The organism is Acinetobacter amyesii (assembly GCF_002018365.1).
GTDB classification, from domain to species: domain Bacteria; phylum Pseudomonadota; class Gammaproteobacteria; order Pseudomonadales; family Moraxellaceae; genus Acinetobacter; species Acinetobacter amyesii.
On sequence record NZ_MVKX01000007.1, the window covers coordinates 178789 to 199887 of the forward strand.

The window sequence follows — 21099 nt, forward strand, 5'->3', positions numbered from 1 at the left end:
ATTAATGACAAAAACCCGTCAATTAATGACGGGTCATTTAAAGAGAAATTAGATTTAAATAATATTGATATTACTAGCTTGCTTTCCCTTTTTTCCATTCGTGATTTCAAACTCTACTCTTTGGCCTTCACGTAAAACCTTAAAACCGTCAATTTTGACCTCACTATAATGTGCAAAAAGATCCTCTCCTGCATCACTAAGAATGAACCCATAGCCTTTTGCTTCGTTGAACCATTTGACGGTGCCAGTAGTTAAATTTGTCATTACTTATCCTTAGATGTTTTAAATATTAATGATGAATACGCTTGTTTAATCTGATTAATAATCAAGCTATACCAATATAAACAATCAATCTAAAACATCCTGATACATATGTTATTCGTGTGTTGAAAATTGGATTTTAAAAGTAACCTATCAAGAGTAAAATCGTTGTTTAATTCAATAAATTATGCCGAAATGCAAAACAGTTCAAATTACTTATTCTGCATTAAATATAAGGTATCAGCATAAAAAAGCCCCACATATTCATGTAGGGCTTCACCCAATTCATTTGCGCTGATATGAGCCAGCGGATTATAGGGCTATTTAATTAAATATGCATTTAAAATATATCTTTAAATCATATTGGTATTAACTATCGATTCAACTGTGTGTATGCCCACTTTAAAAATCTATCTTTATCATCAAAGTTTGGGACATTGATTAAGTGAATGAAATTTACTGCACCAAATTTACCCGCTATCTTTTTAGGATCGACTATTTCAAAATCATCATCATTACCTAAATTCAGTTCTTTAAAAAACTCAAGAACCTTGTTATGCAAACCTTGATGTGAATGTTCAGTTCGCTCTATTAGAAAATCATAAATCTGGCTTAAAACATGTAATTCAAAATTTTTATTCATGACTTTCTTCTCATAATTGTTAAGGTTGAAATTCCAAACTAACGGATATTATGAGAAAGTTAAAGTAATCAAACATCCTGAAACAATAAGCTTTGAAATATCTAACTTATAATAATTCATCTTTTTTTAAAGCTTTTAACCAAGCCGTTGCACGCCCCATATTGATATCAGCTAATTCAAACCTGTGAAATCGATATCCCAATTCTTCAGCATGGTCATAACGATCCATACTCCAAGCCTTCGTTGCAAGTTTACCCTTACGACCGCCAGACCATGGACCAGTTGCTATTTCAATTAGCATGCGATGTTCAATAAGGTGTAAGTCAAAACGCCAGTGTTTAGTGCTTTTGAAATGAAAGTATTCCTCATACTTCATTTCCATCCGATCTAATATTTCTTTTAGTCGGTCGAATGCTTCTAAGTATTTTTCACTGGCTTTAGGTAATGGCCTGGTACGTGTTTTCTTTTTATGAGGAATCTTTTTAGTTAGGGTTTTATATGCATCAGGTTCCATATTTCTCCCATAAAAAAAACCTCCCGAAGGAGGTTTGATTTTGCAACTTACTTATATCCATTTAATTTGAGCATTTCATACTGTGGTTTAAGCCTCTTCTTTAATTCCGCCAGCACTTCCTCTTTAGGCACAAACGTTCGTTTTTGATTCATCATCTCGTTTGCAACATAGATATTAAAATCAAAGTAATCCATATTGTTATTTAAAACTTGCGATAGACGAACCTTCGATAAAAGCCCCGGGAATAAAAGATCCATATCTTCTTTTTTTTCAATCCCCAAGTAGACATATTGTTTCCACTTATCCGTCTGCAAGTTTCTAACATAAATACTGTCATAAGTAGTACTTATTTCACGCTCATACATAACGCTTTGGCTGTGTACAGGCACAACACAAATTTCACCATAATCAGATAAATAATTTATTTTAGGCTTTCCGAATGAAAAGGCACCAAATTTATGCTGCATTAAATCCCCGCCCATTAATGCAGTCTTAGTATTTTGCTTAAACTCTTTTTTACTGATCCACTCACCCAAAAAAAATGTATCTTTCTTAGAAATGGCTCCTTTAAAATTCATGGGGTAATACATAGAGTTTGAATATTCTAATATTGCATCTAGATCACGCACATCATAATTTTTCATTTCCTCTGAAGCTTTTGTTTTGAAGTATTCGAACTATCCTCACACTTCAGTTCATTCGCTTTTAAGGGTAAAGATAAAAGCATTCCAGCAATAAGTAGTATTTTTTTCATTTTTTTAATCTAAAATATTTTCTACTGGAATATACAATTTTAACGCCCTTCAACTCAACTATAATACAAAGCTTCACGCAAATTCTTAATGCGTTCTTTCAACTTAATCATGATGCCATCTATTGCTAGCATTTCATTTCGCGTCAATCCTGTTCGACTTAGATTCTGATACTTTGACAGCTCAGCACTGCAATATTCTAAGTCGTGTTTTGCTTGTACTTTGTCCGTCATGGCTCAATCTTTTTTTTAGATGCTACATAAACACCTTCGTTAAACGCGATCGGCTTACCTTCAACAATGTCTTTCTTAAACCACTTAAAGCACAACCCGTACCCAAATAAGAATGAAACTAAACCCACTACGATATAAGCCATACCAACCACCAAATAAGAAAAGAAAAACCCCTCAACATTAGAATGTGAAGGGCTGTTATGCGCCGTAATACGTTCGGCAAATTATCTAACTTCTTTCAAACAACTACGACAAACTTTTATCTCATCACCATCGATTGTGTGGTCAATCTCCGTCACGTCATGCAATCCAAATAAGCACATTAGAATTCGGATCATTGCTTTCCCCTATACAAAAAAAAGCCTACTTTCAGGGAAGTAGGCTCGAAGGATTACCCGTTAGGGTGACAGAAACTACAGCAGTTTCTATTGATTATTTTCCAACCTGTTACATAAATTTACACTGGCGAAAAATGACAATATTTAAAACCGCATGATTTTTAATTCATTGATTTTGCAACCCAATTTACAAACTTATCCTTATCAAAGAATTCCGGTGCAGCATCTGCATATATCTTTTTTTCGACTCCATTAAAAACACCAAAATAAGTAAATGGTTTATATGCAATGAATCTATCTTTTGATGATTCATGAAGCTCTTCAAAGAAGATATACAACTGCATGTATTTACTTTTTGACTGAATATTTGGCTTCATACATACGAAATTATAGATTTGCTCAATCATTAAATGCGAATTCTTATCTGGCATCTTAAACTAAAACTATAGTAAAACAGTCAACTATATATATCACACAAATATTAAAAATAAATATTTATTTTATATCAACTTTTTTAATATATTTAAAATATATATTTAAACATCATTAAGCGAAACTTTAAATTTTTGACAAAAAAATACCCGCCTAGGAAGGTCGGGTATATCAACTGTTAAATTTCATTAAAAAGCCTAATCAACGGACTAGGCTATTAGCTTGCATATTTAACTAAATAGGTTCAGTGAATTACTATAACTTCGTCCACTATAGCAGAAATATGCCATATCCTGTCCGGACAGTCAAATAATTCTTAATCGCTTATCATGCCCATTCAAAAAGTATTTTCCTGCAAAAATCATGCTATCCAAAGCAGTTCTTCCAAATTTAAATTGATACTCCATTTGACGAAGCGACATCCCGCGCACATTCTTTTCAATAAAAAGATTAACTGCTACTTTGGCTGAGTCGCAAATACGTGGCGAATACTTTAGGTCAATAATTATTTTGCGTACTTCTTCAGCTTCAAAATCTGAGATGGTGCAAATTAATTGATTTTTTCTCGGTGCGACCCCTTTATTGTTCTCACAAATTAACCAGTAAATTTGATTTATTCCCAATGTATCTGGAGCATTCCCTGATTTCATTCTGCAGGTCTGAATGTAAGCACCATATTGTTTAAACCATTCTTCGGCTGTGTATTTAGACCAATCCATTACTTCTAGCTTTGCCGCTGCATTCATCCTAAATCCCCTACCATTTTCTCAATCTGCTGAATTGCTAAACCTGACTTCACTTGCTCTGTACTAAACCGTATGACTTGATAACCCAGCATCGTCGCTGCGTTATATTTCTGCATATCACCGATATATCCTTTACCCCTTGTATGCCGTCCACCACTCCAAATACCACCTTCAACCTCTAGCAAAATCATTCTTCCCTTTAGATGGAAATCAGCTCTCCATTTACGGCTCGGGTGAAACTTAAACTCTTGCTCGAAATCTATCTTTAATGCTTTAAGCTCCAGCGCTAGTTTCAATTCAAACTCATTCGGTACCTTTTGACTTTTAACCTTAGGTCTTTTGCTACCTCGTTTAGGTTTGGCACCACCGATCATTTGTTTATATTCAGCAATTGAGTAGCTGATCACTACTTCACCCCAAATAACTGCTTTGTTTTGTTAGTAGCGGTATAAGCACGTTCTACTTGCTTGCCATTACTCTGCAGATACCCTGCTTCTACAAGTTTCTTAAGATGTAAATTTAATTGGCAACGGCCCCAATCAGTCACGTTTTCCTCAAGCTCTAAAGCAGTCACCTCACCAGTAGAAAATGCGATGTATACAAGTACGTTTTTAATCTCTTCAAATTTTTTAACGTATGACGTATTCATGCTGCACCGCCTGTTCGCTGATCTTCCCAATTGCATTCCACTGTGACCAGGCCATCATGTTGAAAACGAGACCAAAGACGATCACCTAGATCTTTTTGCAACTCCTCAATTGTCATGTTAGAAATCAGCATAGTTGGTTTGGCTTGGTCATAACGTGCATATAAAACTTTGTGGACCAACTGGAGTCGATTTTCATAGCGGTCATGTAAACCATATTCATCCAAAATCAGTAAGTCATATTCCGTAAAACGGTGAATTGCATTAGATTCGTTGTCATCAGCTTTTTTCCATGCATTGGCAATTTCGTTACCCATGTCTTCAGATGTGATGTAACGAGCGTATTTGCGAGACTGCAAGACATTACGTGCAACAGCACATGCCAAATGCGTTTTGCCTGTACCGGTACGACCAACCATGATCAGATTACGGTTCATTCCCTCATTAAAATCTTTCGTGAAGGATGTGCATTGCTGCTTGGCATTTTGCTGACCATTGTTTTCAACTAAGTAATTTCTGAAACCATTGTTAGCATGACGTGCCGGCAACTTGGCTCCTTCAAAATGCTTTTCACGAACCATTCGATTTACTTCGATCTCATGATCCTGATGGGCTTTATTCAATATTTCAGTTGCACATTGCTTGCAAATTGCAGTACGACCAACTAAGACTTTTTGAGCTCGGTGTGTTTCACAGTATTCAGAACTCAACTGGATCTGCGCATTTAAAATTGAGGCGTTCATAGCAGTCCTCCACAGTCGATATCACTTGCAGGTGCATACTGCTGTACTTCACCCCAAGCATCATTTACGTTTCGAGAGTTTTGTTTTTCAGTGGTATGTGTTTTCGTTTTTGTTGCTTCACGTTCAGCCTTGGCCAATTGTTTTTCAAATTCCTGAAAAATCCATTGTGCAAACTTACGAAGTTTTTGGTTGTTCGTGATTTGGTGATTATTTTCGTGGTGAGCATTGAAGTTCCCAAGATGGAATTGAAAATCTGCCATGCCTAGAATTTCAGAAACTCGTTGAGAGTATTTTGTAGTTTTCAAAGCGAATGCCAGCTGCTCAAGATCTGGTGTCCACGAATCCACGTTTTGATTTTCTGCGTGCGCGTTACTGTGTGTGTTTATATCTGTTGTATTCTCTGTAGGAACGAATTGCGCTTTTGTTTGCTCCCGAACTGCGCTTTCGTCAGTTGGGGAAATTACACTTTGTAAGTTCGCCAAAATCATCTCTGAAAGCCACTCGTCAAAGCGTTCTTCGTTAAATTTGAAGTACAAGCGATGATCTAAACGCTTATATGTTTCTGAGATTAAACCTAAGGCAACAAGCTTCTTTCGAGCACTCACTTGTTCTCGATATGACAAGCCAGTTTCTTCTTCAATTTGATCAGAAGTCTTGTACACGCCTAATGGGCTATCAGTCTTATCTGACCAAAAAACCATTTGGCCAAGAAAGATTCCTGCCTTCACACAGCCAATGTATTTACCTAGCTTGGGGAAATAGGCAATAGGTTGCCCTGTGCCACGTAGTGACAGAATATGGCTCACTGCTCACCCCTTGTTTCATTAATCCATATAAAACGTCCAAACATCAAAATCATTTCTGAACGCAGTAAGCTTGAGATAATTTCACCGGCATACCAGGCCGAGATCCGATGTTCATTGGTGAGCATTTCGATAAACTCATCACGCGTGACTGCAGCATTGGCTTCGTCACGATTAATCTTGCGTAAGTTGGCCTTACGGATGTCCAATAAACCATTGAGCGTGCGTAGCGCTGGGTCATACCAACTCTGAACGCCTTGCAGGTGTTTATGCTCAGGCTGCTTTTTAATTGCCTTGTTGGTTATCATGGAACCTCCGCAAGCGCTTGTTCAGCAGTAGTCAAACGACGTTTAGCCAAGACCTCTGCAACTGTTGCTGGACGTACTAAATGGCTCAGCGCAAAGTTGTGATTTCCATCCAGTAGCACACCATCACCTTGGACTTTATGTACGGTCATTAGATGGCCTAGTTTGATTGGGTCTGTGAAGACCACGACGTCGCCGGTTAAGAAATCTGTTTTGTTATCACTGGATTGTTGTGTTAAATTTAATTTGTTCATTTGGTTACCGCCATTTCCAATTTGAGCACTAGAGCCTGATTTCCGAGATCAGGCTTTTTTATTGCTCGACGCATTTGTTTATTTGAGCTTCAAGCTCGGCCAATATTTCGTGCAAAAAATGGATGACCTTCGACATATCTATCGCTTCACCTCGGGTGATCCGACCGTCTGCCATCATTTCTTTGAACTGCGCACATATATCCCCACCGCCCATTCCAATACTCAGCACTAAGTCTGTGAGCGCTGTATCTCGACACTCGGGTATGCATGGCAAGTTGATGGCCACTTTTCCGTGTTGAGCATTCAGTCTTTGCAGAATTCGGTAATCCCCTGTTAGCTCCATAAGTTTTGAAGCCTCAAGCAAGGTGATGTGGTGTGTTTCCGTATTGGGGTTTACTTTGCTGTTCAGTACCGCTGGGCTTTTGATGCCCATTCGTGGCGCTAATGCATTCGCTCCACCTTGGTAGTCGTGAACTGTGTTGTAAGCAGCATCCAATATGTTCATATCGGTGTCCTTTGAACGTGGTTATTGGAGGGCTGGGTTATTACCATTTTGGTTATTAGGAATTTGATTAGGATATAACCCAAAATGTTGAAGTACTTCCATTTCAGAAACCTCACCATTACTAGCTGTAGACAATGCTTTACGCAGCGTTTTACGCGGTTCTTTATATCCATACAGCAAATGTGACTTTATATAACCAACTGTTGTTCCTGCATCTTTTGCATATTTTTCTAAATCTTCTGGGCTTTTATTAAGAATAAAGTCGCGGAAATTCATAGATTGATCCTCTCGTATCAATCCAAATATTACCTTTTAGGTAATGTAAATACAACCTTTTTTCTTGTTTACCTTTTTGGTGATGAAACTACAATTAACAAATGTGACGTGTCACAACAATTTCAGGAAATTTATGGACAGCAAATCAATTAGATACCAAAACACTCGCTTACTTGTTGATCAAGTTGGTGGTGTATCCAGTTTTGCTGACAAAATTGGGAAAGGACAATCTCAAACAAGCCAATTTGCAGGCACAAATCCAATTAAAGGTATTGGTAATAAAGTTGCCCGAGAAATCGAGGATGCTTTTGGTAAGCCACATGGTTGGTTAGATTTACCGCAAGAAGGCACACAAAATATTGAAAAGAATGTGTCAGATCCAATCCCTTTAATTGGGAAATTAGTACCAGTAATTTCATGGGTACAAGCCGGTGCATGGACTACTGTTGATTCTGTTCCTGCAGGCACACAGTTTGAGGAATGGTTACCGCCAAATCCTAAATGTGGAAAGAATGGCTATGGTTTGGAAGTGGTTGGAGAGTCAATGCTCCCCGACTTTCGGCCTGGCGATAAGATTTATGTAAATCCTGACTTTCAAATAACAGATTTAAAAACAGGTGATTTAGTTATTGTTTCTTGCCAAGGCGATAGTGAAGCGACGTTTAAGAAGCTTATCGTTGAAAGCGGAAATATGTATTTGCAGCCTTTAAACCCAGACTGGCCAGAAAAAACCATTGCTTTAGAGGATGGTTGTAAGTTAGTAGGGAAAGTTGTTGGGTTGTATCGGGATGTTTAATTAAATCATTAAAAATACATTTATAAGCTGTGCCACCTACACAGGCTTTTAAACTAGACAGGGTAGAGAGAATATGCGGTGGAAATAAATATGGCTAGTAGCTTTAAGTTTTATATCAATAAATAGCCAAATAGTGAGAGTATTATGACCAATTCAAGTGAACCTATTATACAAGCAGCAATTATTCATCGAATTTTAAAGAAGAAAGATCAAAAAAAAGTTGATGCAACTTCGCCGATCATTCGTTCTAATCTACACATTAATAATGAGCAGACAATTAAATTAATTCAGTTTTTAGATCAAGAGCTTGGAAAATATGGTTTTGCGCATTCAATATCATCTAAATTTAATGAAAGTACAACATTTAGTAAAATTATTAATGATTATTTATTTAATAAAAATGAGTTATTAGCAGAGGATGATGAAACAGAAACTGCTATCGACTCTGAAAATGAAGCTCAAACAAGATATAGGCGAATTACAAATAAACTTACTCACGCTTTAAACTATCAAATTTACGAAGAGCTAAAAACGACTGGTGATCATTTGCCAATTATTTTTTATCAACAAGGGGAAAATAATTATGTTTATATGGCTCTATTAAGTTTAAAACCATCCATTACAATTAATGAGGATACTGGTGAAATTATTGATACATCAATGATTGATACACAAGCGCTAAAAGTTGCTTTTAAAGTCAAACTAGATGATATGCATTTACACTCACAATCAGATGATTCATATAAACCATCAAATTATATTTCTTGGGTACAAAAAGGTAATGATGATATACCCAAATATATTCAAAAATATATTCCTATTAAATATAGTATTGATGATAAAATTTCAACTAGAAAACTCATGGATACTTTGGAAGCATATTTAGCACAAAGTAATTTTACAAATGAAATATCAAGTACAATCCATGAAGAAGTACTCACTCTATTAAAAACTAAAGCATCTCAAAAGAAACCAATAAATATCACTGAAGAAATTGATCCTATTATTGAAAATAAAGCTTCAATTCATGGTGTTGACATTATTAGTAATAATTTTAAAAGTTATAGGGAGTCAAATGGCTACAGCAGCAATGACTTAGATGCGAGCAATATTTTTTCACCAGCTGGTACGACACTGACTAGTTTTGAGAAGTTCACCTTGACTGTTGGAGCTCAAAAACAAATAAAAATTAGTGGAAGAAAGGCGGACATTGCACATACAATAGTTTTATGTGATCAAGACGAGAGTAATCCATATGTTAGAGTTGACATCAAAGCTAGTGAATTATCTGGCGCTAGAAAGATTTTAAATAACAAAAAGCCTTATGAATCAAATGAAATTGAAGATTGAGCAACTACTCAATCTAAGTCATACGGTAACTTTTGATGAACAAAACATCAATGGTTTTGTTCGTCTTGAAAAAAAAGCTGATGTGGATCTAGTTAATGAATTTAATGACACTAATTTTGATGACTTAAGTTTTAAATTGGAATCATATAGATTTGATATCGGTGATGAGGTTAATTATAAAATTGACCTATACCACACAGGCACACAATTTGCGTCATATGAAAATTTTATTTTTCATAGATTTGACCTCACTAAAAATGAAGATACAGATGAACCTTTTGTGATATATGAGGAAATATACTCAAAACTTAAAGGTAAAAAACCTATCTCACATAATTTAGAGCTATTTTCAAAATTTATAAAATGTTTGTCTGAAAAATATTATCATAGAGATAATCAAATAATATTTTTTTCAAAAACTCATTGCGAAATTTTCATTCAACCAAGAAATTATGAAAAATACATTAATCTTGCTTTAGTTTATGATGAATTGAACCTATCTGAAATTCTAAAAAGTTTTATAGATTGGTTATCAGTTGAAACTCCAAAGCTAGATAGTGGTATCAGTACAACATTAACAACACACCAGAATGAACGATATGCAATTGCAGCAACTGAGTTTATAGATCATTTAATAACTTTTAATAAGAATGAAAAAATTTTTATGTTGCTTAAGAATATAGATGATATTTATAAATCTATTATTTCTAAGTATTCTTTATATCTTGAAGACTTTAAGTACTCCAAATTCACTGAAAAAATCACTGAACATTCAGATGAATTTTTGAATAAAATTAACAAAATTATATCTGATTTGCAGACTCAAATTTTGGCTGTACCACTTGCGGTCTCCTTTATTACTGTGTTTAAAAAAGCCGAAGAAGTTAATCAATTCGTTTATAGTGGTTTTCTCATATATTTACTTATTGTTTTATATTCATGCATTCAGCAAGCATATAATCTTAAGCATATTGAACTGCAAATCCAACAATTTAATCAAATTGCTAAACTACCTACAGAGCTTTCATCTCAATGGAGTCAGGAGATTGCACCTGTTAAGAAAAAGCTAATTTTACATAAATTATTTTTCATATTAATCTCTATTTTTATTGGAGTATTGATGGGTGTTTGTATTACACATATAACTATTTTTAAGGGCTTTAATATTAATGATTGTATTTTTATACTTATATTTATATCTATCCTAATAAAAATTTATAGGTATTTTAGTTCAGAATAACTCTTATTAACTACTATCCCTATACAGTTTTTCTTTTTCAAATTTCTGCCCAGAATTCACCTATCAATAACAACAAAAAATCCATGAAAACTAAACTAACTATTGCCCTACTTCTTGCAATTTCAATCACTAGCTGCCAAATGCAGCATACGGAAGTACTCAAAGTAGATACGGATAACCCACCTACTTTGGGTTTTCTTTTATTACCTGTGCTATTAGACTAAGCACAACTTAGAAGAACCTAAACCAATGGAAACTATCTCTTTTTTATGTTTAATCACCTTTGGAATTTTTGGCTGCTATGAGCCTGAGCAGCCAGATCCTGAGCGTGAACAATTACTACTGGAGTATAAAGAACTTGATTCAAAGTTTATGTGGTATCAAGCTCAATTGGTGGGTCCCGCAACAGAAAATGAGCTTCGTAAGCAAATTATTTGTAGTGACTTCCCTACTGCATATGAACAAGAATACAAACCTTTAATGATCAAGCTTGAGGGTACTCATGAAACAGACCATTCTAAAGATCTAATGAATGCTTTCGACTCATACAAATCGAAATATAATATTCAATGTAACTAAGGTTTAGAAGTTAACGTCTATTGGGCATTTCCGGCATCAGTTTTTTCTATCTTAGGATAAAGATCGCGTTCCGCAGCGTCTAGTCTTGCTTTTGCATCAGCGATAACTTTTGCATAATACGCATCAGATGTTCTTGCTTTAACTGCATCACAATTTATTTTTTTCTGGCAATTGTTGTATTCTTGTTTGGCTATACTTGCTCTTTTCATAACATCATCATAATGCTTAACAGCCTCATACCATCTAACTTGCACATTTTCATCAAAAGTTGATTGGTCAGCATTCGCATGACACGTCATCACTGTTGCACAGCCAATCATGATTAAAGAGTATAATTTGAACATTTAAATACTCATATTTTTATTAGGAGTAGTGAGAGCTTATCATAACTCCATCCAACCCACCTCGTGTGGGTTTTCTTTTGCCTACCACAAAGCAAAAACAACCAAAAAGATAACTTAAGATAATTTTATCTTGCATTTAATTACCTTTTAGGTAATATTTATCTCATCAAACAACAAAAAAGCGCACCGACCTGAGAAATCTAATGCGCTTTTACAGAAAACTGCGAGATAAGTATGAACAAAACCCTAACCCCTTTCAATAGCCTCAAGGTAACACTTGTCGCTGCAACCGTAACAATCGGTGTTTTAGCATGTGCCTATAAGCCTGCTTTAAGTAACACTCAGGTACTTCACAAAAGCATTCCTGAAGTTACTACCGTCGCAGCAATGGAACTTACTTCCAAAACTTCAGGTAGCGCAGTTATCCGTTTAGACAACTTTACCCTAGACGTAAGCTTTGACTTTGAACCATTTGAAGACAGCTACGGCGTACCCGGTAGTGAATTTGATACGGCTGAAATTACCCAGCTATCTGTAGATCACATCACCGATGAATACGGCAACCCTTTCCCTGACTTCACGGACTACAACGACCACCGCAACATCAATGAAATGCTGGTGCAGCACATGATTAAAAATCGTTTGTTGGGAGAAGTGTGATGAATGCCTTACAACAAATCCAGTTAGAACTGAAAGCGCCAAAAAGTAAGTACAACAATTTCGGTAAATTTCACTACCGTAGCTGCGAAGATATCCTTGAAGCTGTTAAACCACTACTCCAGGCCACAAACTCAACTTTAGTTATCACTGACGAAGTTCAACAAGTTGGACCAGTAGTTGTTGTTACTGCAAAAGTTATTTTTACAGATGCTGAGGGTAAAGAAACTGTTGTCACGGCACATGCTGGTGTGGAGATTGAAAAGAAAGGAATGGATGTAGCACAGACGTTTGGTACCTCTAGTTCGTATGCAAGGAAATATGCGCTTAACGGCATGTTCCTAATTGACGACACAAAAGACTATGACACTGATGAATATCATAACCAAGTAAACCAGCAGTCCAACCGAGGCCAATCCAATCAAAGTCAGCTGCGTCAATCAACTCCAGGAAACACTGAACAGCAAAAGCCGTTAGATCAGCGCTATCAAGATGCATTGGTATCTATTCGAAATGCGAAGAAGCCTGAAACTTTAGATAAAGCCATTAATACCTTTGGTAATACTAAATTCAACAATCAAATTCGTCAGGCTTGTCGTGCTCGTGCGGATCAGATGGGTTGGTCGGAAGCACCTCCACAGCAAAATAATCATCAACAGCAAAGTAATGTTCGACATTAAGGGAGTGAACTAAAAATGAATAATATTATTACGAGCTCTCTCGCATATGAAGCACTAATGGCTGGTAAGCATGTTATGTGTCGCCCTGTTGGTGACATGCTAGATTTTAATGACTTGGATCAATTTCCAGCGACAATTTTTGCTAAAGAGGGTTATGAGTTCTGCATCAAAATTGAAACTTTAGAAGTTGCAGGCATCACCTTTACTAAACCTCTTAAGCTAGATGAAGCTCAGGTTGGTGATGATATTTTTGTTGTCCAGGCCAGCGATGAAATTCATCACTATAAATATGTGGTATGCCATGAAATTTTGAATCAATCGATTGCTCGAGGTTTTGCCCAGCGTGATTTGGAAAATGCAAAGTTACAAGCCGAAGCTTTTTGTAAGCTATTTGATCGTGTATATCGTGCATCGAATGTTATTGAGATACCGGAGCAATCAAAAAAACGTACACGTAAATCTAAAATTGATGAGTCGGATAAGGTTCAAAATTCAACTTCAAATGATGTGGAAGCAAAGACATTTGAACAATCTGCAGTTGAAGAGATTGAAACAGATCCAGTGAAACTGGTTGAAAAGTTCACTATGCAAATTAATGCATGTACCACCAACGAAGCAGTCTTGGCATTACGTCCGGTGTTCATGGCAAATGGTCATTTAGAACGTGAACACACTCAGCACCTATGTAAGTTAACTGAGGACAAGCTGCTTGAACTAGATCCTGAGCAATATTCACCTAAGCCAGAACATACGACTGACAACTTAAGTGTAGAAGAACTCAAACGTTTGCAGGTTGAGGCTGAAAAGTTTGTAGTAGAGAAAAAGTTAGATTGTGATTCAACAGATGATGAATATCAAAATCTTTTAAATGATCTACTAACACGTGCAACAAATGCTCCAACTCCTAGAGAAGCCACCGCCCTTACCGGCTATACACGCAACTGGACGGAAGCACAGCGCAAACCATTATTGGATGCTATTCATAAGCGCCTACGTGAGCTTGCACCTGCAGAAGCTGAAATTAAAACTCCCCCTTCACTGATGGTTCAGATTCAGAATGCACCAGACTTAACGGCATTAGATGCATTGGAAATTGATGTTTCTGCACGTAGTCCTGAAATTCAACCAAAGTTAATGGACTACGTTAAAAAGCGTCGCTTCGAGCTTAAAAATCAAGCAAGTGAGGTTGTCCAATGAAATTCAACTACTCGTCTATGACTCGAATACTGACTGTATACGGGGCAAAAATGACTCACATATTTAACAATGTAGGCGCTGGTGAAATTGAAGAGCTGCTTACTGATGCAAAATTTAAAGAAGCGACATGGAGAAATTAATGGCTCTTAAAACGTTAAATAAAGTTGATGAAAATGACCGTCAAGAAGTATTGGAACGCTTTATTGCCGCGCCATTGGAACAAAACTTCCCTCAAGAAGTTGTAGCTTTATATTTAGATTGCTCACCTTGGACTTTGGCAAAAATGCGCTGCGAATCAAACACCTTGCCATTTAAAAAGATTGGACGACGCGTTGCATATAAAAAGTCAGATGTGCTGGCTTTTGAGGAAAGCAAGACAGTAAATTCCACAGCACAATATGCATAATATAAAGGCAGGGTTACCCTGCCTTTATTTGTTTTAGTCTCTCACTCCAAACGCTCTCATAATTGAAGCAATCAATTTTTCCTTGATATACAGCCTCAACCATATTCATTGAAGCACGAAGTTCTTCCATTGGAATTTGAACATAACCACCAGTTACATCAATTCTTGGCTTAGCTGTATGATTAAGAAGACGTTTCGTTACATAGATGTTGAACCTTAAAAGGTTGCAGATCGTCGCAAAGGTACGTCGGAAGTCATGCATAGATACATAAAAATCCACTTCATCTCCAACTCGCTTCAACAATGTATCCACCTTAGTGGCATGAACATTTGAAGAAGTAGGCATTTTGGTTGCAGGAAAAACCCAATCATTTTCTCTTAGTAAATATCGATCTTTTAGGATTGACAGCAAGTGGTCACCTATCGGGAAAAGATGATCGGTACCATTTTTAGTATCCCGGAATAACACAGTACCATTCTTGAAATTAACATCTGCCCAGCTGAGACCACAAACCTCTTGACGTCTACAGCCTGTGTACATCGCGAATAAAATAATATCTCTATTGGTATTTGAACGAGCCGTATTTTCTAAATTCAGTTCATCCTGATAATTCAGCACAGCATTGTAATATTTAAAAATCACATCCTTATGAAGATATTTTTCTCTACGCTGAAGTACATTCCACCCTTTTGTTACAGCAATGACGTCTACAGGATTAGATTTCAGGATGGGTTTTTCATCTGTCGAATAAACGACGTGCATATATTTCCATAGTGTACCCAAAAGAGATATTGACCCATTTGCTGCAGAAGGACTTTTTTCAGAGACTTCTAAAAATTTATTCAAAAGTTCATCTTTGGTAATTTCAAATAACTTTCTATTTGACCAACCCAAATATAGATCAAAGTACTTTTTATATTGTCGTATCGTCTTAGGCCTAAAATCATTTCGGCTGATATAAATGCTTAAAGCTTCTGCTACTGTAATGTCTAATGGATTATCTTTGACTGCACCCTTCAAAGTTGCTTTGTAGGTGCCATTTGCGATCTGCGCTAAAATAAGCTGAGCCTTTGCCCGAGCTGCAGCGACTGGCAAGTCTGAAGTTTTGCCTAATGTAACTCGGAAGAGTTCACCATTAAAACGTCGTTCGATAATGTAAGATTTACTTTTTGTTGTAGCGCGAACAGCGAAACCGATTAGATCCTGGTCACGATAAATTTTTTGACCTTTTTCTGTTAATGTTATTGCGTCAACATTAGATTTATTTAGCTTCATGGTTGCATCTAAAATTATTGATGCTTAATTTAAACACCATTTGCAACAGTCTACAAATAGTCTACAAGCTAAGTTTTCAAGCTATAAATACCCTATTATTTCAACTATAACTCATTGTTTATTATTACTATATTAAATTTAAAAACCCTATAGGTGTGTTATAGAAAAAGTAGAATCCACCGAGTTTTGTTTGGATTGGAATGTTAAGCATCAAGCTGTATTCCTTAGTATTTACAGTAGGTTATAAACTTTTCAGAGTTGTATGCTTTTGCATCTAAAAGGCTTGGTTAGGATATGGCGAGTATACAAATCAGTATACAAATTTATTTTAATTAAATTATTTCAAAATTTGTATACTTTTAAAATCATTAAGAAAATTCATTACTTTAAATTTTAAAGTGATAGGATATTTCTCATACATAAAAGTAACCTAAGCATTAAAAAATCGTCATTTCATTCATTATATGATTTACTTCAACAACATATATATTTTGCTTTAATAAGAGAATCTTGATGAGTTTTATAATTCGAGACGAAAAACCAGAAGATATAAATTCTATTACAGAATTAACCAAAGCTGCTTTTTTAAATGCAGAGCACTCCAGCCATACTGAGCAATTTATCGTAAATAGCCTTCGAGAACATGGCCAACTCAGCATTTCCTTAGTCGCACTTGAAAACAATACGCTCGTGGGTCATGTTGCAGTTTCGCCAGTCTTAATTTCCTCAGGTGACATGGGCTGGTATGGTTTAGGCCCAATTTTAGTTTTGCCAAATAAACAAGGTATGGGCGTTGGCACTTTGCTAATGAAAAAATCACTGGAAAAACTAAAACAATTAGGAGCAAGTGGTTGTGTTCTGTTAGGTGATCCAAATTATTACCATCGATTTGGTTTTAAATCATATCCTCGTTTAACTTTAGCAAACGTACCGCAAGAATACTTTCAGGCTATCAGCTTCATCAATCACATCCCTACGGGTGAAGTTCACTATCCTGATGCCTTTAATGCAACTGCGTAAATAATAAAGATTCCCTCCAATAATTTTATTGATAAAAGCCGCTCATATTGACGGCTGAGTTTTAAAGGAAATAACAAAAGACTATATTTTCAGCAAAAAGCATTGTGTATGAGTAAATTTATATTCATCCACTACAATTGATCCATTTTAAATCAAAAAATAAGTTCAACTTTGAACTTTATTTTATGCAGATTAGCCACTATATTAAAAATTCATAGAATAATTGATACAACGTGAAAACTTGAAATTAACCTTTTGAAATGAAGACGGTGCCCATAATGGAAACTAAGCATTTTATTCTCAAATTGGTTGCTAGCTGTATTTGTCTAGCTTCAACATACACAACTGCATCTCCTGTACCTTCCAAAATAAATGAAGGTCAAATCGCCAATATAACCGCCCTTACACCCGGCACAATACTGTCTTTACAAGCTCAAACGCCTGATCTTTTTAGCAATGCAGCAGAACAATATATCATCACTTATCGAAGTCGAGGTGTTCATGCAGAACCGATTGTTGCTTCTGGATATATCCTATTACCTAAAGGTAAAGCCCCGAAAAGCGGTTGGCCAGTTTTGGCATGGGCACATGGTACAACTGGTGTAGCTGATACCTGCGCACCTTCGGGTGATTATGCTGATGGACCCGTTCACGTATACCAACAAATTACAGCCAAAGCTTTAAACGCTTGGCTTGCTCGTGGCTATGCAGTCGTTGCACCGGATTATCAAGGTTTAGGCACACCAGGCGGTCACCCCTATATGAATGCTCAAAGCCAGTTACATACTGTCGTTGATGCTGTCCGTGCCATGCATCAATTAAAATCAGTCAAATTAAGTAAAAACTGGTATGTCATGGGCCACAGTCAAGGCGGCGCTGCTTCCCTAACCGTAGCAGCGTTTGGACAAAAGGATGCCCCTGAACTCAATTTACGCGGCGCAATTGCATTGGCACCCGGCGGTTACCAATATGAAGGGATTGCTGAATATGTAGCAAATCAGTCTAATATTAATCCGAGCGTTGCAGCATTTTTACCTATCGTCCTGTTAGGTGCTGAAGCTGTAGAGCCTACACTTTCAGCAAAAGATTTTGTCAGCCCAGAAATGCAGAAAATCCTCAATCAAGCTCGCAATCGCTGTTTATCAGAACTACAAACTGAACTAAAAGTATCGCCAAAAACTGTTTTTAAACCCAATGTAGATTTAACGCCATTGACCCGTTATTTAAAAAAACAGTCGATCGAATTGATGACACCTCAGGTACCTTTACTGTTAGTACAAGGTGATCAAGATCAATTGGTAGATTATCGGGGTGTCCATGCTTATTACCAAAAAGTCTGCAAGGAAAATAAACCCATAGCATTTCACCCAATTAAAAATGGTGATCATCGTGATTCACTCAAACAAAGTGAATATTTAATCGACAACTTTATTTATTCAACTGAAAATAAGACGTATTTAAATACCTGTCCAACAAACTCATACTCAAAATAAAAGCGCCTTCGTGGCGCTTCTTCTTTCATAATGTCGTACACAGAAAAACTTTCACGATCGTTGTGGCTTTATCAATACACATATGAATTAAAACCATCAGCTCTATTTTAAATTTATTCAAAAATTTATATCAATATTTTTGATACAAAATTTAATTATGTAGTTTTATTTACTAAGTTCTTTATTTAAAGCCAAAGATGTTAGTAGTCAACTTAGATCAGTTTGGATTAATAAAGTAGAAATACACAACTAAGCAAACAAGCGAAATCGTTGAAATTAAAAGATAAGTGCCCGTTGTGTTAAAGCTTTTTAGAAATTTAAATAAATCCATCATTTCTTCCCCCATGAAAAAACAGATAAATTATACTAAATAATATCTGGGGGATTAAATAGCTGTTGGTCGAATAGCTAAATCGATATGATCAAATGATCATTAAAAATACACATCTTCTTTAAATCTAGATTTATCTATAAGTTTGAGTCTGTCAAATACAAAAATACAGCTCCCAACTCAATGAAAACTGTATTTTTAAACTAAAAATTGATCAAAATTAAACTGCAAGTACTTTCACAATAATGGTTTGCATGTCTTCATTTTCTTCTGCCAAATAAACACGTTTTAACTCTTTGCTTTTCACTTTGAATTGATGATTTTGATACTGAATTACAGCCGGAATTTGATCAAAATACAGGCTATCTGCGTCTAATTCTTCTTGAAAAAGTGGCGTGCCCAATTGATAGTCTAGGCTTTTTAATACTACATATTTAACAGTCGTTTTCATTGAAATAAACCTACTTTTGTTACGCTCTTTATTTTAAGTTTTAACATCGTTTTCCTTCCGAAGAAACCTTTATTTCATATTTTCGTACAGCTTCTAAGCAATCACGCTATTTTTGTGAATTCCACAACACCCACAGTACCAGCTTAGACTTTTAGTGAAATTACAGGCGAGCAGAATCAATGCTAAAATTTTAAGAATACTAATGATCAATCACCATTCTACTTTGGGGTAAGCACATGCTTAAACAGTGTTGCGATGCTTTAGAACAAAAATCTATGACCATTGCGTTTATCGAGAGTGCAAGCTCTGGTTATTTATGTAGTCAATTTTCCATCTATAAGAATAGTGGTGCAGATATCTTGTTAGGTGGTCTTGTGAGCTATGATCCATCGATCAAACGTGAAATTTTAAAAGTAGATCCTCTACTAATAGAAAAATTTACGGCCGAATCCGCAGAAGTGACTCAAGCGATGGCTGAGCAAGGACAACAACTATTTTTACATGCGGACTTTGTGGTGGCCTGCACTGGATTACTCAAACCTGGTGGCAGTGCAACCGTAGAAAAACCCGAAGGTACATTTTATATTTCAATCTTACATGACGGTAGTATCTATAATTATCACTATTTTATTTTAGGTACGGCTTTAGAACGCCTAGATCAGTTAACTGAAAATGTTGCTCACAGTGTATTAGACATCTTAAATGCAGAATAAAACATACATAATCTTCATATTTAAATATCATTTTGCATCGCATACTGTATTGAGGAATTTACTCATCAGGACAAGACAATGCAGCTACGTCATTTCAATGCATTCGCAATTAGCACACTACTGTCCTGCTCTGCTTTGGCGACGGTAGGCGGTCCTCAAAACATTGAAGTTTTAGGTTTTGATAAAAAAGACCAAAAAATCTATTTAATGCGTCATTTTGAAGATGGTCGTGGTCGTTTACCACAATTATATTATTATCAATTAAATAGCCAAAAACCGACGCAATTAATTACAGTGAGATCTTTATATATTAATCCCAAGACAAAACGGATTGATTACGATCAAGACAGCACCCAGTTTGATAAAGAAATTGCGAAAATAAAAAAGCGTTTAGTTAAATTAACACCAGTAAATAACAATAATGCTCGAATACAGTTATTAACAACCATGAATGGTACTGCAAAATCATGGTATGACCCGAATGAAACCATTGATAAATGGACCTATCAATATCGTGTTAAAAATTCCCAGTATAAAAGCGCTGTACAAAAGGCTGAGACGTATAAAGAAGGTTTAAAAATCTCTAAAACTTATCGTGTAGTGCAAAAGCCCTTTTATTTAGTGACTGTTAAATATCTAGGGATTCCATTTGAAACGGGATATAGCGTTGAAGATCCGGTTTTACTAACAAAATAGATTGTTAACTCAATTAGCAAATATTAAAAAAAGCCTCTTTTGAGGCTTTTTTATTACACTTTAAAATTATGCCGCAGAACGCTCTGCAATAGGCACAACTTTACGTAGTTCAGGGCCCGTATAGTCCGCGCTTGGGCGGATAATACGGTTGTCTGCACGTTGTTCCATCACGTGTGCTGCCCAGCCTGTTACACGTGACATTACAAAGATTGGCGTGAATAATTTGGTTGCAATATCCATAAAGTGATATGCAGATGCATGGAAGAAGTCTGCATTACAGAACAATTTCTTCTCACGCCACATCACTTCTTCACAGCGTACTGATACTGGATAAAGTACGGTATCACCCACGTCTTTAGCTAGGCGCTCAGACCAGATTTTGATGATGCCATTACGTGGATCATTGTCTTTATAGATCG

31 protein-coding genes are annotated in these 21099 nt (G+C 36.1%); 13 read left to right on the plus strand and 18 right to left on the minus strand.

Annotation, left to right across the window (positions count from 1 at the left end; all coding sequences use genetic code 11):
- Positions 1-54: 54 nt before the first annotated feature.
- The 14 genes from B1202_RS11975 to B1202_RS12040 all read right to left on the minus strand — a co-directional run bounded on the left by B1202_RS11975 (position 55) and on the right by B1202_RS12040 (position 7451).
- Positions 55-264, minus strand: coding sequence for a cold-shock protein (locus tag B1202_RS11975; RefSeq protein ID WP_078190832.1), 210 nt, complete (start codon positions 262-264; stop codon positions 55-57).
- 370 nt (positions 265-634) lie between these two features.
- On the minus strand, positions 635-904 hold the full coding sequence (locus tag B1202_RS11980; protein WP_078190833.1) for a hypothetical protein: 270 nt from the start codon (positions 902-904) through the stop codon (positions 635-637).
- Positions 905-1010: 106 nt separating this feature from the next.
- On the minus strand, positions 1011-1418 hold the full coding sequence (locus B1202_RS11985) for a hypothetical protein (RefSeq protein ID WP_078190834.1): 408 nt from the start codon (positions 1416-1418) through the stop codon (positions 1011-1013).
- Between the two features lie 47 nt (positions 1419-1465).
- Positions 1466-2062, minus strand: a complete 597-nt coding sequence (locus tag B1202_RS11990; RefSeq protein ID WP_078190835.1) for a hypothetical protein — start codon at positions 2060-2062, stop codon at positions 1466-1468.
- Between the two features lie 840 nt (positions 2063-2902).
- On the minus strand, positions 2903-3172 hold the full coding sequence (locus B1202_RS11995) for a hypothetical protein (RefSeq protein ID WP_078190836.1): 270 nt from the start codon (positions 3170-3172) through the stop codon (positions 2903-2905).
- A 306-nt stretch (positions 3173-3478) separates the two neighbouring features.
- Positions 3479-3919, minus strand: coding sequence for a hypothetical protein (locus tag B1202_RS12000; protein WP_078190837.1), 441 nt, complete (start codon positions 3917-3919; stop codon positions 3479-3481).
- Positions 3916-4326, minus strand: a complete 411-nt coding sequence (locus B1202_RS12005) for a hypothetical protein (protein ID WP_078190838.1) — start codon at positions 4324-4326, stop codon at positions 3916-3918. Before B1202_RS12005 ends, B1202_RS12000 begins: the two co-directional genes overlap by 4 nt.
- The gene (locus B1202_RS12010; protein WP_078190839.1) at positions 4326-4568 is read right to left on the minus strand and encodes a hypothetical protein; all 243 of its coding nucleotides are present in this window, start codon (positions 4566-4568) and stop codon (positions 4326-4328) included. The genes B1202_RS12005 and B1202_RS12010 overlap by 1 nt, the downstream gene beginning before the upstream one ends.
- Positions 4565-5308, minus strand: coding sequence for an ATP-binding protein (locus B1202_RS12015; RefSeq protein ID WP_078190840.1), 744 nt, complete (start codon positions 5306-5308; stop codon positions 4565-4567). The genes B1202_RS12010 and B1202_RS12015 overlap by 4 nt, the downstream gene beginning before the upstream one ends.
- Complete coding sequence (locus tag B1202_RS12020) at positions 5305-6114, minus strand: hypothetical protein (protein WP_078190841.1); 810 nt, start codon at positions 6112-6114, stop codon at positions 5305-5307. The genes B1202_RS12015 and B1202_RS12020 overlap by 4 nt, the downstream gene beginning before the upstream one ends.
- Entirely contained in the window at positions 6111-6419 is a 309-nt protein-coding gene (locus B1202_RS12025; protein ID WP_078190842.1) for a hypothetical protein, read from the minus strand. Before B1202_RS12025 ends, B1202_RS12020 begins: the two co-directional genes overlap by 4 nt.
- Positions 6416-6670, minus strand: coding sequence for a hypothetical protein (locus B1202_RS12030; RefSeq protein ID WP_078190843.1), 255 nt, complete (start codon positions 6668-6670; stop codon positions 6416-6418). The genes B1202_RS12025 and B1202_RS12030 overlap by 4 nt, the downstream gene beginning before the upstream one ends.
- A 58-nt stretch (positions 6671-6728) precedes the next feature.
- Positions 6729-7175, minus strand: coding sequence for a phage regulatory CII family protein (locus B1202_RS12035; RefSeq protein WP_078190844.1), 447 nt, complete (start codon positions 7173-7175; stop codon positions 6729-6731).
- Positions 7176-7196: 21 nt separating this feature from the next.
- Positions 7197-7451, minus strand: coding sequence for a hypothetical protein (locus B1202_RS12040; RefSeq protein ID WP_078190845.1), 255 nt, complete (start codon positions 7449-7451; stop codon positions 7197-7199).
- A 133-nt stretch (positions 7452-7584) separates the two neighbouring features.
- Here B1202_RS12040 and B1202_RS12045 point away from each other — a divergent pair, with 133 nt between their 5' ends.
- The 5 genes from B1202_RS12045 to B1202_RS12060 all read left to right on the plus strand — a co-directional run bounded on the left by B1202_RS12045 (position 7585) and on the right by B1202_RS12060 (position 11416).
- On the plus strand, positions 7585-8247 hold the full coding sequence (locus B1202_RS12045) for a LexA family protein (RefSeq protein ID WP_078190846.1): 663 nt from the start codon (positions 7585-7587) through the stop codon (positions 8245-8247).
- 144 nt (positions 8248-8391) lie between these two features.
- Positions 8392-9597, plus strand: coding sequence for a nucleoid-associated protein (locus B1202_RS12050; RefSeq protein ID WP_078190847.1), 1206 nt, complete (start codon positions 8392-8394; stop codon positions 9595-9597).
- A complete protein-coding gene (locus B1202_RS12055; RefSeq protein WP_078190848.1) occupies positions 9572-10837 on the plus strand; it encodes a hypothetical protein in 1266 nt (421 codons plus the stop codon). Before B1202_RS12050 ends, B1202_RS12055 begins: the two co-directional genes overlap by 26 nt.
- Positions 10838-10920: 83 nt before the next feature.
- Complete coding sequence (locus B1202_RS16485; RefSeq protein WP_171262649.1) at positions 10921-11061, plus strand: hypothetical protein; 141 nt, start codon at positions 10921-10923, stop codon at positions 11059-11061.
- A 25-nt stretch (positions 11062-11086) separates the two neighbouring features.
- Positions 11087-11416, plus strand: coding sequence for a hypothetical protein (locus B1202_RS12060; protein ID WP_078190849.1), 330 nt, complete (start codon positions 11087-11089; stop codon positions 11414-11416).
- Positions 11417-11433: 17 nt separating this feature from the next.
- On the opposite strand, the gene B1202_RS12065 is transcribed toward B1202_RS12060, so the two are convergent.
- The gene (locus B1202_RS12065) at positions 11434-11760 is read right to left on the minus strand and encodes a hypothetical protein (protein ID WP_078190850.1); all 327 of its coding nucleotides are present in this window, start codon (positions 11758-11760) and stop codon (positions 11434-11436) included.
- Positions 11761-12147: 387 nt separating this feature from the next.
- Between B1202_RS12065 and B1202_RS16625 the strand changes: the two genes are divergently transcribed.
- From B1202_RS16625 to B1202_RS12085, 4 genes are all read left to right on the plus strand, one after another.
- Positions 12148-12420 (plus strand): hypothetical protein, encoded by a 273-nt coding sequence (locus B1202_RS16625; RefSeq protein WP_228145162.1) that lies wholly within the window; start codon positions 12148-12150, stop codon positions 12418-12420.
- Positions 12420-13097: an ERF family protein gene (locus B1202_RS12075; RefSeq protein WP_078190852.1), complete on the plus strand. Its 678-nt coding sequence runs from the start codon at positions 12420-12422 to the stop codon at positions 13095-13097. Before B1202_RS16625 ends, B1202_RS12075 begins: the two co-directional genes overlap by 1 nt.
- Positions 13098-13112: 15 nt before the next feature.
- Positions 13113-14294, plus strand: a complete 1182-nt coding sequence (locus tag B1202_RS12080) for a hypothetical protein (RefSeq protein WP_078190853.1) — start codon at positions 13113-13115, stop codon at positions 14292-14294.
- Positions 14295-14433: 139 nt separating this feature from the next.
- Positions 14434-14700 carry a helix-turn-helix domain-containing protein gene (locus B1202_RS12085; RefSeq protein WP_078190854.1) on the plus strand — a complete coding sequence of 89 codons (267 nt, stop codon included), beginning with the start codon at positions 14434-14436 and terminating at the stop codon, positions 14698-14700.
- Between the two features lie 13 nt (positions 14701-14713).
- On the opposite strand, the gene B1202_RS12090 is transcribed toward B1202_RS12085, so the two are convergent.
- Entirely contained in the window at positions 14714-15976 is a 1263-nt protein-coding gene (locus B1202_RS12090; RefSeq protein WP_078190855.1) for an integrase family protein, read from the minus strand.
- A gap of 513 nt (positions 15977-16489) precedes the next feature.
- Between B1202_RS12090 and B1202_RS12095 the strand changes: the two genes are divergently transcribed.
- Positions 16490-16996: a GNAT family N-acetyltransferase gene (locus tag B1202_RS12095; RefSeq protein WP_078190856.1), complete on the plus strand. Its 507-nt coding sequence runs from the start codon at positions 16490-16492 to the stop codon at positions 16994-16996.
- A gap of 278 nt (positions 16997-17274) precedes the next feature.
- On the plus strand, positions 17275-18489 hold the full coding sequence (locus B1202_RS12100) for an alpha/beta fold hydrolase (RefSeq protein WP_078190857.1): 1215 nt from the start codon (positions 17275-17277) through the stop codon (positions 18487-18489).
- Between the two features lie 551 nt (positions 18490-19040).
- On the opposite strand, the gene B1202_RS12105 is transcribed toward B1202_RS12100, so the two are convergent.
- Positions 19041-19271, minus strand: a complete 231-nt coding sequence (locus tag B1202_RS12105; protein ID WP_078190858.1) for a hypothetical protein — start codon at positions 19269-19271, stop codon at positions 19041-19043.
- A gap of 236 nt (positions 19272-19507) precedes the next feature.
- On the opposite strand from B1202_RS12105, the gene B1202_RS12110 reads away from it, so the two are divergent.
- Together B1202_RS12110 and B1202_RS12115 are read left to right on the plus strand one after the other, a co-directional pair.
- Positions 19508-19984: a CinA family protein gene (locus B1202_RS12110; RefSeq protein WP_078190859.1), complete on the plus strand. Its 477-nt coding sequence runs from the start codon at positions 19508-19510 to the stop codon at positions 19982-19984.
- Between the two features lie 78 nt (positions 19985-20062).
- Entirely contained in the window at positions 20063-20680 is a 618-nt protein-coding gene (locus B1202_RS12115) for an aminotransferase (protein WP_078190860.1), read from the plus strand.
- A 66-nt stretch (positions 20681-20746) separates the two neighbouring features.
- Here B1202_RS12115 and B1202_RS12120 read toward each other — a convergent pair.
- A partial coding sequence (locus B1202_RS12120; protein ID WP_322852848.1) for a citrate/2-methylcitrate synthase occupies positions 20747-21099 on the minus strand: 353 nt, incomplete at its 5' end.